The sequence below is a fragment of the Nocardia sp. NPDC059691 genome (assembly GCF_042733915.1).
In the GTDB taxonomy this organism is placed as follows: Bacteria; Actinomycetota; Actinomycetes; order Mycobacteriales; family Mycobacteriaceae; genus Nocardia; species Nocardia sichangensis.
This window is the reverse complement of the sequence record NZ_JBHWFB010000005.1, coordinates 100,447-111,277: the sequence shown is the minus strand read 5'-3', so window position 1 is coordinate 111,277 and position 10,831 is coordinate 100,447. Positions and strand designations below refer to the sequence as shown.

Genomic DNA, 10,831 nt, shown 5'->3' with positions numbered 1-10,831 from the left:
GCTCAGCTACCTCGACGGCCCGGTGCGGCCACCGAGCTCACCAGCTGGAATCGGTGACCGATCCACCACGATCGCGTTCTACCGTCTCGGTATCGGTGAAGCGCATGCCGCTGCCGTCGGAGAACTCCCTGCGCTCCCGCGCGTTCGGCGGCGCCGTCGGAGCCGGGACGGGTTCCGGAGCGCGCACCTCGGGCATGCCCTCGACCAGATCGGACAGCTTCGGCATCCGGGCCCGATGAGTGTCCAAAGGGGCCATGAGATCTCGTGTCTTGCGGGCCACATCGGCGCTGGCCTGCTGCGCGGCCTCGGTGACCGCTTTGGCGATCTCGGCATGGCTGAGATCCTCGATATTCGGCCCGAACTGGGTATCGATCACCGTGTTGTCGGCGTTCACGACCACCGTCACCCGCTTGCCGCGCACCGTCGCGCGGCCGGTCAGTTCGGCGCGCTCCTGCTGCAACCGTGCGATGATCCGCATCTGTTCTTGGACGCCGTCGAGGATGTCGGCCAAGTCCGCCTTGGCTTGCTCGTTCGTCATCGGTCGGTGAACCCCGGGTCAGCGGATGCCGTCGCGGTTGCCGTGCTCCATGTCGCGCAGCAGATTCGCGGTCTTCGTCTGTCCTTTGCTGAAGTTCTCGAACGTGCCCGCCATGTTTCGTGCGCCCTTGATCAGGTTGTCCCTGGTCGTGGTGTAACCGCCCGAGCCGTCCGGGCCGTTGGCGAAGTTACGGCCGATACTGTCGTTGCCCCAGCAGTTCCCCCGCGCCGCGATCGACGTGCTCAATCTGTCTATGATGCCGGTGATCCGGTCCTGGACATGCCCCGTCTTCTGGGCCGCCTTGCGGAACAGATGCTCATCGAATTCGACATTGTCCGCCATCGCGTCCGCTCCTCCACCCTCGAGTCCTTCCCACCCAAGGTAACAGCGGATGACTAATCACCAGTGACGTCAACGTGAACGGGAAATTCCTCGATGTTTGCGGGCAGACTCCGCGCCCAGGTCGAGCGAGGCGCGGATCACCAGATACGCTCGGAGCCCCCGATTTTCGGGGCAAGACAACAGCTCACAGCTCCACCATAAGGGTGACCGGACCGTCGTTCACCAGGTCGATGTGCATGTGCGCGCCGAACCGCCCGGTGGCCACGGTTGCGCCGAATTCGCACAACGCCTCCGCGAAGTGCTCGACGAGTGGTTCGGCGACAGCGCCGGGCGCGGCCGCCGACCACGACGGACGCCTGCCCTTCTTCGTGTCCGCGTACAGCGTGAACTGGCTGACCACCAGAATCGGCGCGCCCAGGTCCGCCGCCGAGCGCTCCCCGTCGAGGATGCGCAACCGCCATACTTTGTCGGCCAATGCCCGCGCGGTCGCCTCGGTGTCGGAGTGCGTCACGCCGACCAGGGCGACCAGGCCGTGCGGGAGGCCGTCGACCACCGGATCGATGCTTCCGACGACCTGCTCGCCGACCGTCACCCGGGCCGATCTCACGCGCTGTAGAAGGGCTCGCACAACCCTCGATCATGCCTTCCGCCATCGCGTCAGCCGCCGGGCGGGTCGCCGACCGCCGAACGACCCGGTCTGCCTGGCGGGATACAGGTGCGCGCGGGCGGCAAGCGTGACAAACTCGGTGCGCAGAAGAATGTGTTGCGCGGTTGCCGCGCGTTGGCGGAGGATCATGCTGGAAACGAGGAGCGCGATGGATCTGGACGCGATGGAGCGTCAGATCGCGGCGGATCGGTATGCGGCCCTCGACCGGACGGTCGAATCCGAATTGCGCTTGGCCACCTCGCTCGGCGAACTCGCCAAGGGGCTGATCGCCACCAAGAACAACGGCTCGACGCGCGACCGCACGAGGGAAGCGCTGGCGCCCGCCGAAGAAGCGGTGGCGATCCGCCTGCGCCTGCTGTCCAGGGGCCAAGTGCTCACCGCCCGTCTGGCCGGGGAATTGAACGACGCGCTGCGCTCCTTCGAGCAGGCGGCACGGCACAGCGGGCGCAGGGAACTGGCCACCACGACGATCCGGCGCGCCTGTGACGTCTACCGGCAAGTGGCGCGGGCGCATCCGGAAGTCGCGGGCCCGTGCGCCGACGGCCTGTCCAAGTGCGGTGTCTGGCTGGGCAGGCTCGACCAGGACGCCGCTGTGGCCGCGACCGAGGAGGCGGCCCGCATCCGTGCCGGCCTGGCCGCGGCGAACCCGGAGTTGTCCGGCAAGTACCTGGCCAGCTTGAGCACGCTGCTGCGCACGCTCATGGTCGGCCGGTCGCGCAAGCAGGCCATCGCCATGTACCGGGAGCGGTACGCCGCGTTCACCTCCACCAGCATGTCCATCCGGTTGCGCGCCTGCGGCATCCAGGACCTGGATCTCACTCCCAAGTCGCACCGGGCGCTGGTCGAACTGGGCTGCCGCACCCTGGAGGGAGCCGGACGGCTCACCCAGCAGCAGATCATGTTCAAATCCTCCGGCGACCTGTCGACCGTCGAGGAGATCAACTGGAAGCTGGCTCTCGTCGGCCTGCGACCGCTCGCGCCGGGCACCGAGCAGGATCAGCCGTCGACGCCCGTCCAGATCGGCTCCACCTTCGGCGCGCTCAGCGTCTACGTGCCGGAACGGGACGCCATCGCCCAGGTGCGCGCCGCGATCATCGCGGCCTACGCCGTCGACGACGCCTATCCCCTCGACCGCGACAGCTATCTCGGTACGCCCGAGTCGAAGTGGAAGATCCGCGAGCCGAAGCTGAACACCTCCGCCACCCTCGGCGACGACATCGTGCTGATCGACCAGCCCTACGGCGGCTGGGTGACGGTCATGAGCCTGAACTGGGAACTCACCCCGGTGGCGAAACATCCGCTGGCACTGCGCCTCTCCCAGGACTGGCCGGTCGCGGCGATCACGGTCACGGAGGACGTGGCCTACGAGTTGTGCTGGTACGAGCGCGGTACGGCCACCCAGTACGCCGCGCTCGGCCGTCCTGCCGGGCAGGCTCCCCTCGACAAACCGCTCGCGCCACTCGATTTCGAGACGCTGGCCTTGTACAACCCCGACCGGGCGACGGAGAGCAAGCTGCGCGCGGCCTTCGGCAACACGAAGGTGTTCGCCAACCTCACCTACCTGCCGGATTGCGGCCTGCGCCAGATCAGTGTCGACACGCCGTTGTCCGAGCACGGCGACCGCGTGCTGTACTTCCGCACGACACCCTGAGGCGCGCTGCCGCGGTATCGATTTGCGGCAAGGTAGCGCACCCGTCGGCGACGGCGCTGAACAAAACTCCCCGCGTTCCCGCCCCGCATCTGCACAGGTCGTTCGACCAGGAATTACGTACGCCGAGTTGAACGCGGGGCGTCCCCGCGCACCCTACCGGTAACCGCACCCGCCGGTAACCGGCGGGCGAACGAATTTCTCGAGAACTAATTGAACGGAATGTTTGATCCGCTCCATGGAGTGCTCTACTGAGACAACGCCCGCACGATGAACCGGATCACAAGCACTGGTGCCGCAGCGCCGTCCGGGCGGCTTGGAAAAAGTCACACGAAGCTACCCGAGGGCCCTATGGACCAACTGGCGTTGGCGGATACCCCGACCGCCCGATGCGCCTACTATCGACACACCTGCGACCTGCCCGCCGGAGTCCATCCGGAGATAGGCCGAATCGTCCTCCGCGCCGGATTCGTCGGCGCGATCACGATGCCCGCCGCGTTGGGGCAGAAAGTTCGCGACGATCTCACCCATCGACGAATAGCGTTGGGCCCGATCGTTTCTCACGTTCGGTCCAAACGGTGGACCTTCCTCACCCGCCCCGACTTACCCGACGACGTCCGGCTGTTCGCGGAACTGTTCCGTCTCAACGTCTCCATCGTGCCCTCCGGCGGTGAGATCGCACTGCCGTCTCCCGCCGTGGCCGACGCCGACTATCGGCACTGGATCGTGGCTCCCGAGAACGGTTTCCGCCCCTCCGGGTCGTCCATCATCGACACCGTACGGTCCTGCACGAGAACGGCCGGGCGATGACCACCGGGGCGGTTCTTCCAGCGAAACATCAAGTGCTGCAAGCCTGCCGAGGCGAGATGCACGAGAGCAACCCGATGCTGCGCTGCGCACACGAACTCACCACGTTGCACGAACGAAGGCTCAGCGCGGGACCCGAATCACTCGGCGAGATAGACGCGTTGCGTGCGAGCCTGATTCACGACATCGATCGCTGGATCACCACGCAATTGCCGCCCGCCCACGGCGCGGCGCACGTGCACACCGAGACCGTCGGCGCCGTGATCGATCGCCTGGCCCAGTTCACCGCGAACGCCTACGCGGCGCTGGCCAGCAGTTCGGAATGGGATCTGTGGGACGCCTGGCAGCGCCTGGCCGAACTGGCCGTCGGCTACGACGACCTGGCCGCCGAGGTCTGCGCGGGCGTGCGGAGACTTCCCGGCGCATCTTAGGTTCCGTCGCGGCTCCCCATCCGTAGAGTGAAACGGATGGGGAGTCCGGAGGACTACGAAGAAAAGCTCGCCTTGCACACCAGAAGGGCGAGTTCGTTCGGCGCACATGCCGCCGCGTACGCCGAACACCGTCCCGATTATCCCGCCGCGGCCATCCGCTGGGCGCTGGCCTCCGTCGCCCACCGGCGACCGTTGACCGTCCTCGATCTCGGCGCCGGAACCGGCAAGCTGACCGAGGGTCTGCTCGAAGCAGGCGCCACCGTGATCGCCGTCGAACCGGACGAGCACATGCGCGCCGAACTCGCCCGCCGATTCCCGGACGTCGCCGCCCATGCCGGTACGGCCGAAGACATTCCGCTCGCGGACGATTCGGTGGACGCGATCTTCGCGGGGCAGGCTTTCCACTGGTTCGACTTGGACCGTGCCTATCCGGAGTTCCTCCGAGTGCTGCGGCCCGGCGGCGTTCTCGCTGCCTTGTGGAACACCGACGACAGCTCCGTGGAGTGGGTCGCGGGGCTGAAAAAGGTGGCCGGATCCAGCGTATCCACGCCCCCGCCGCCGAGCGGACAAGTGGCGCTACCCGACCACCCGCTGTTCCGCCGGCACGTGTTCGAGCGGTCGACCTTCCCGCACCGACATCGGCGCACCGCAGAGTCCCTGACCGCGACCATCGGTACGCAATCGCACACGGTGGTGGTCTCCCCCGACGAGCGGACCGAGGTGCTCGCCCGGATCAGGGCCTATCTGCTGGCGAGGCCGGAGACGGCCGAAGGCGAATTCGATCTGCCGATAGTCACTTTGGTGCTGCGAACGACTCTGCGCCGCGCGGATTGAACGGCTACTTACGCACACGGAATAGCCAGGCCACAGCGTTGCCCGCCCCGTCGCGGTGTCCACGGAGCAGGCCGGATAGCGGCGAACTGCGGCGTGCGCCAAGCCGATTCGAGTAGCGGTCTACTCAGGTCACCGGCTACTGCCTCGCCATACGCTGACGGCATCGTTCAGAACAGTTCGAAACCAAGGAGAAAGTAACCGTTCCACCCCGCACGGGCACCGACCGGCCCACCGCTTCGGCTCGACGCGAAGGACGCGGGTGCAAGGAACGACGTCACCGATCCAGCGAACGCTGGGTATCGCCCGGTGGCGTGTCGGCGCATGGTGCCCGCACGCGGAGAAGCGGCGAGATCGACCAGGAATCCTGGCGTCGGTGCGGCTCGTTTCCTCGCCGCGCAGTGTCACCGAACCGGACCCGTCCGACGGCCGCGCACTACTCCGGACGCAACGTCAGGATCCGGGGTCCGTCCTCCGTGACGGCGACCGTGTGCTCCCAATGTGCCGCACGACTGCCGTCCACGGTGACCACGGTCCAGTCGTCGTCGAGCACCTTCGTCTGGGTGGTGCCGAGCGTGAGCATCGGCTCGATCGCGAGCACCGATCCCACCACGAGCTTCGGGCCCTTACCGGGCTCGCCCTCGTTGGCGAGGAACGGATCCAGGTGCATCTCGCGCCCGATGGCATGTCCACCGTAGCCGTCGACGATGCCGTAGCCGCGCCCGTGCTCCTTCTCGGCCGCCCGGGTGCCCAGCTCGATGGCGTGCGAGACGTCGGTCAGCCGGTTACCGGGCAACATCGCCGCGATACCGGCCTCCATCGACGACTTGGTCGCCTCGCTGAGCAACCGATCGGCCTCGATGATGGTGCCGACGCCGAACGTCCAGGCCGAATCGCCGTGCCAGCCGTCGAGAATCGCGCCGCAGTCGATGGACACCAGGTCGCCCTCGGCGAGAATCTCCCCCGCCGTCGGAATCCCGTGCACCACGCGGTCGTTCACCGATGCGCAGATGGACGCCGGGAAGCCGTGGTAGCCCTTGAAGGAGGGCACCGCGCCAGCGTCCCGGATCACCTGCTCGGCGACCTCGTCCAGTTCCGCGGTGGACACCCCGGGCTTGGCGGCCGCGCGTACGGCCACCAAAGCGCGGCCGACGATCGCGCCCGCCGCCGCCATGGCGTCCAGTTCGCCTGCCGTCCGGAACGGCACGACCTTCTTCTTGCGGTTGAAGACCATCCGCCCTCAGCGCTCCATCGCGAGTCGGCTCAGTGGCCCAGCGCGCGCAGCGCCCGCGCGTTGACGTCGTCGACCTCGCCGACGCCGTCCACCGAGACGACCAGGCCGTCGTAGTGGTCCAGCAGCGGCTCGGTCTCCTCGCGGTACACCCGCAGCCGGTTGCGGATCACGCTCTCGTTGTCGTCGGCGCGGCCGCGCGCGAGCATCCGCTCGACCACGGTGTCCTCGGGGACGACGAAGCGCAGCACCGCGTCGAGCGAGGTGTTCATGTGCTTGAGGATCTTCTCCAGCGCGTCGGCCTGGTCGACCGTGCGCGGGTAGCCGTCGAGGACGAAGCCGTTGGCGGCGTCGGGCTCGTTGACCCGCGCCTCCACCATGCGATTGGTCACGTCGCTGGGCACCAGGTCGCCCGCGTCCATGTACTTCTGCGCCTCGCGACCCAGCGGGGTCTGCTGGCTGATATTCGCGCGGAACAGGTCCCCGGTGGAGATGTGCGGAACGCCCAGCTTCTCCGACAGCAGGACGGCCTGGGTGCCTTTACCGGCGCCCGGCGGACCGAGCAGTACAACTCTCACTTGAGGAACCCTTCGTAATTTCGATTCATCAGCTGGCTCTCGATCTGCTTCACGGTGTCCAAACCGACGCTCACCATGATCAGCACCGCGGTACCGCCGAACGGAAGGTTCTGGGTACCGCCGGAGGCGCCGATGTCGAGGAACAGGTTCGGCAGCACCGCTACCAGACCGAGATAGATCGAGCCGGGGAGGGTGATACGGCTCAGGACGAAGTTGAGGTAGTCGGCCGTCGGCTTGCCGGGCCGGTAGCCCGGAATGAAGCCGCCGAACTTCTTCATCTCGTCGGCGCGCTCCTCCGGGTTGAAGGTGATCGCGACGTAGAAGTAGGTGAAGAACACGATCAAGCTGAAGTAGATCGCGATGTACACCGGGTTGCCGGGATTCACCAGGTATTTCTGGATGATCTCCTGCCACCAGCTCGGATTCTGGTTGTTCTGCGACCCCGTCAGCTGCGCCACCAGGTTCGGCAGGTACAGCAGCGACGAGGCGAAGATGACCGGGATCACGCCCGCCTGGTTCACCTTCAACGGCAGGTAGGTCGAGGAGCCGCCGTACATCTTCCGGCCGACCACGCGCTTGGCGTATTGGACCGGGATCCGGCGCTGGCCCTGCTCGACGAAGATCACGGCGGTGATGATCGCCAGCGCGGCGACACACACCAGCCCGAAGACCAGACCGCCCCGGCTGTCCAGGATCGCCTTGCCCTCGCTCGGGATGCGGGCGGCGATACCCGAGAAGATCAGCAGGGACATACCGTTGCCGATGCCGCGCTCGGTGATCTGCTCGCCGAACCACATCACCAGCGCCGCGCCCGCGGTCATCACGAGCACGATGATGATCATGCCGAAGATGCTGGTGTCGGCCAGGATGTCCTTCTGGCAGCCCTGCAGCAGCTGGCGGCGGGCCGCGAGCGCGACCAGGCCGGTGGCCTGCAGGATCGCGAGGGCGATCGACAGGTATCTGGTGTACTGCGTCATCTTGGTCTGGCCGGATTGGCCTTCCTTGCGCAGTTCCTCGAACCGCGGGATGACGACCGTGAGCAGCTGGATGATGATGCTCGCGGTGATGTAGGGCATGATGCCGATCGCGAAGACCGACAGCTGCAACAGCGCACCACCGGAGAACAGGTTGATCAGCTGGTAGATGCCGCCGGACTCACCGCCCGAGACCAGGTCGATGCACTCCTGGACCGCCTTGTAGTCGACACCGGGGGACGGCAGCGAGGCACCCAGCCGGTACAACGCGATCAACCCCAGCGTGAAGAGAATCTTCCGCCGTAAGTCCGGAGTCCGGAAGGCCGATACGAAGGCGGAAAGCACTGATCCTCCTGGCGAACGACATGGTCATGACATGGATGTTCAGCGATGTCCCTGCTCGACATAGAAGGGACGCCGAAAACCACGACGAGGCTTGGCAGACAACAATTGAACTCTAACAGTGGCACCGGACGAGCTCTCCACTCGTCCGGCGCCGCTGTAATGCAGAGTACCGTCAGCCCAGCTCGGTGACGGTGCCACCGGCGGCGGTGATCTTCTCCTTCGCCGCGCCGGTGACCTTGTCCGCGGTCACCTGGACCGCGACGCCGATCTCACCATCGCCCAGGACCTTGACCAGCTGGTTCTTGCGAACCGCACCGGCCGCCACGAGCTCGGCCTTGCCGACCTCGCCGCCCTCGGGGAACAGCTTCGCGATCTTGCCGACGTTCACGACCTGGTATTCCGTGCGGAACGGGTTCGTGAAGCCCTTGAGCTTGGGCAGCCGCATGTGGATCGGCATCTGCCCACCCTCGAAGGCGGCCGGGACGTTCTTACGCGCCTTGGTGCCCTTGGTACCACGGCCCGCCGTCTTGCCCTTGGAGCCCTCACCGCGACCCACACGGATCTTCTCGGTCTTGGCGCCGGGAGCCGGACGCAGGTGATGCAACTTGATGGTCATGTCAGACCTCCTCAACGGTCACGAGGTGGCGCACGACGTTGATCAGCCCGCGGTTCTGGGCGTTGTCCTCGCGGACCACGGTCTTGCGGATACCGCGCAGACCGAGGGTCCGAAGACTGTCCCGCTGATTCTTCTTGGCGCCGATCGAACTCTTGATCTGGGTCACCTTGAGATCTGCCATTACTTGACACCTCCGGCAGCCTGAGCGCGCGCACGCAGCATGCCGGCAGGGGCGACGTCCTCGAGCGGCAGGCCACGGCGGGCCGCGACCTCTTCCGGACGCTGCAGCTGCTTGAGGGCAGTGACAGTCGCGTGCACGACGTTGATGGCGTTGTCGCTACCGAGCGACTTCGCCAGAATGTCGTGGATACCGGCGCACTCCAGCACGGCACGAGCCGCGCCACCGGCGATCACACCGGTACCCGGCGAGGCCGGACGCAGCATGACCACACCGGCGGCCGCCTCACCCTGAACCGGGTGCGTGATGGTGGAGCCGATCATCGGGACGCGGAAGAAGTTCTTGCGAGCCTCTTCGACACCCTTCTGGATGGCCGCGGGAACTTCCTTGGCCTTGCCGTAGCCGACGCCGACCAGGCCGTTGCCGTCACCGACGATCACGAGGGCGGTGAAGCTGAAGCGCCGACCACCCTTCACGACCTTGGAGACGCGGTTGATCGCGACGACCCGCTCGAGCTGGTTCTTCTCCGCGGCGTTGTCGCGACGGTCGCCACCGCCCCGACGGTCGCCGCCACCGCGACGATCGCCGCGGCCGCCCTCGGGGGCGCTGCCATTCTGTCCGGCGGGTCCGCTTCCGCCGTCACGCCTCTGACGTCCCGGCATCAGACGTTCCTTCCGTTCTTGTTATCGATCATCAGAATTTCAACCCACCTTCGCGAGCGGCATCGGCCAGTGCGGCGATCCGGCCGTGGTAGTCGTGCCCACCACGGTCGAACACGACGGCCTCGACACCGGCGGCCTTGGCACGCTCGGCCAGCAGGGCGCCGACCTTCTTGCTCTTGGCCGACTTGTCGCCGTCCACCGCGCGCACGTCGGCCTCGATGGTCGAGGCGGCGGCGATGGTCTTGCCGACCGAGTCGTCGACCAGCTGCGCGTGCAGGTGGCGCGAGGAGCGGTTGACCACCAGGCGCGGACGCTCGGTGGTACCCGCGAGCTTCTTGCGCAGGCGGAAGTGACGGCGCGTCTTCGACAGACGGCGCTGCGTCGACACGTCCTTGCCCAGGGGGATGCGCTTGGCCTTCTGGTTTTCGGTTTGCGCCATGATCACTTACCCGTCTTTCCGACCTTGCGGCGAACGACCTCGCCGGCGTAGCGGATGCCCTTGCCCTTGTACGGGTCGGGCTTGCGCAGGCCGTGGATGACCGCCGAAATCTGGCCGACCTTCTGCTTGTCGATTCCGGACACGGAGAACTTGGTGGGCGACTCCACCGCGAACGTGATCCCCTCGGGGGCCTCGATCGGCACCGGGTGGCTGTAGCCGAGGGCGAACTCGAGGTTCTGGCCCTTCAGCGCCACGCGGTAACCGACGCCGAAGATTTCCATCTTCTTCTCGTAGCCCTGGGTCACGCCGACGACCATGTTCGACACCAGAGTGCGGGTCAGGCCGTGCAGCGCGCGGCTGCGGCGCTCGTCGTCCGGACGGGCGACCTCGAGCTGGCCGTCCTCGCCCCTGGCGACGGTGATCGGCTCGGCGACGGTGAGCGACAGGGTGCCCTTGGGCCCCTTCACCGAGATGTCCTGGCCGTCGATGGTGATGTCGACGCCAGCGGGGATTGCGATGGGCTTCTTACCAATACGCGACATTG

At 66.7% G+C, this 10,831-nt stretch carries 15 protein-coding genes; 4 read left to right on the top strand and 11 right to left on the bottom strand.

Features of this window, described 5'->3' with window-relative positions; genetic code table 11:
- Window positions 1–37: 37 nt before the first annotated feature.
- From ACFV2O_RS13230 to dtd, 3 genes are all read right to left on the bottom strand, one after another.
- Entirely contained in the window at window positions 38–538 is a 501-nt protein-coding gene (locus ACFV2O_RS13230) for a YbaB/EbfC family nucleoid-associated protein (protein WP_379251988.1), read from the bottom strand.
- 18 nt (window positions 539–556) lie between these two features.
- Complete coding sequence (locus ACFV2O_RS13225; protein WP_356964778.1) at window positions 557–880, bottom strand: hypothetical protein; 324 nt, start codon at window positions 878–880, stop codon at window positions 557–559.
- Window positions 881–1,064: 184 nt separating this feature from the next.
- Entirely contained in the window at window positions 1,065–1,508 is a 444-nt protein-coding gene (gene dtd, locus ACFV2O_RS13220; RefSeq protein WP_379251987.1) for a D-aminoacyl-tRNA deacylase, read from the bottom strand.
- A 166-nt stretch (window positions 1,509–1,674) separates the two neighbouring features.
- On the opposite strand from dtd, the gene ACFV2O_RS13215 reads away from it, so the two are divergent.
- The 4 genes from ACFV2O_RS13215 to ACFV2O_RS13200 all read left to right on the top strand — a co-directional run bounded on the left by ACFV2O_RS13215 (window position 1,675) and on the right by ACFV2O_RS13200 (window position 5,267).
- Window positions 1,675–3,198: a hypothetical protein gene (locus tag ACFV2O_RS13215; RefSeq protein ID WP_379251986.1), complete on the top strand. Its 1,524-nt coding sequence runs from the start codon at window positions 1,675–1,677 to the stop codon at window positions 3,196–3,198.
- Between the two features lie 348 nt (window positions 3,199–3,546).
- Window positions 3,547–4,005 carry a DNA-directed RNA polymerase subunit beta gene (locus ACFV2O_RS13210; protein ID WP_356964781.1) on the top strand — a complete coding sequence of 153 codons (459 nt, stop codon included), beginning with the start codon at window positions 3,547–3,549 and terminating at the stop codon, window positions 4,003–4,005.
- A 56-nt stretch (window positions 4,006–4,061) separates the two neighbouring features.
- The gene (locus ACFV2O_RS13205) at window positions 4,062–4,433 is read left to right on the top strand and encodes a DUF4254 domain-containing protein (protein ID WP_379251985.1); all 372 of its coding nucleotides are present in this window, start codon (window positions 4,062–4,064) and stop codon (window positions 4,431–4,433) included.
- A gap of 36 nt (window positions 4,434–4,469) precedes the next feature.
- On the top strand, window positions 4,470–5,267 hold the full coding sequence (locus tag ACFV2O_RS13200; RefSeq protein WP_379251984.1) for a class I SAM-dependent methyltransferase: 798 nt from the start codon (window positions 4,470–4,472) through the stop codon (window positions 5,265–5,267).
- A 433-nt stretch (window positions 5,268–5,700) separates the two neighbouring features.
- On the opposite strand, the gene map is transcribed toward ACFV2O_RS13200, so the two are convergent.
- From map to rplF, 8 genes are all read right to left on the bottom strand, one after another.
- Complete coding sequence (gene map / locus ACFV2O_RS13195; protein WP_355076141.1) at window positions 5,701–6,498, bottom strand: type I methionyl aminopeptidase; 798 nt, start codon at window positions 6,496–6,498, stop codon at window positions 5,701–5,703.
- 29 nt (window positions 6,499–6,527) lie between these two features.
- Complete coding sequence (locus ACFV2O_RS13190; RefSeq protein ID WP_379251983.1) at window positions 6,528–7,073, bottom strand: adenylate kinase; 546 nt, start codon at window positions 7,071–7,073, stop codon at window positions 6,528–6,530.
- Complete coding sequence (gene secY, locus ACFV2O_RS13185) at window positions 7,070–8,392, bottom strand: preprotein translocase subunit SecY (RefSeq protein ID WP_355076137.1); 1,323 nt, start codon at window positions 8,390–8,392, stop codon at window positions 7,070–7,072. The genes ACFV2O_RS13190 and secY overlap by 4 nt, the downstream gene beginning before the upstream one ends.
- A gap of 172 nt (window positions 8,393–8,564) precedes the next feature.
- Window positions 8,565–9,008, bottom strand: coding sequence for a 50S ribosomal protein L15 (gene rplO, locus ACFV2O_RS13180; protein WP_039795561.1), 444 nt, complete (start codon window positions 9,006–9,008; stop codon window positions 8,565–8,567).
- A 1-nt stretch (window position 9,009) separates the two neighbouring features.
- Complete coding sequence (gene rpmD, locus ACFV2O_RS13175; protein WP_039795559.1) at window positions 9,010–9,189, bottom strand: 50S ribosomal protein L30; 180 nt, start codon at window positions 9,187–9,189, stop codon at window positions 9,010–9,012.
- Complete coding sequence (rpsE, locus tag ACFV2O_RS13170) at window positions 9,189–9,848, bottom strand: 30S ribosomal protein S5 (RefSeq protein ID WP_039795557.1); 660 nt, start codon at window positions 9,846–9,848, stop codon at window positions 9,189–9,191. The genes rpmD and rpsE overlap by 1 nt, the downstream gene beginning before the upstream one ends.
- 31 nt (window positions 9,849–9,879) lie before the next feature.
- Window positions 9,880–10,287 (bottom strand): 50S ribosomal protein L18, encoded by a 408-nt coding sequence (gene rplR / locus ACFV2O_RS13165; RefSeq protein ID WP_355076134.1) that lies wholly within the window; start codon window positions 10,285–10,287, stop codon window positions 9,880–9,882.
- A 2-nt stretch (window positions 10,288–10,289) separates the two neighbouring features.
- A complete protein-coding gene (gene rplF / locus ACFV2O_RS13160; protein WP_379251982.1) occupies window positions 10,290–10,829 on the bottom strand; it encodes a 50S ribosomal protein L6 in 540 nt (179 codons plus the stop codon).
- Window positions 10,830–10,831: the final 2 nt, after the last annotated feature.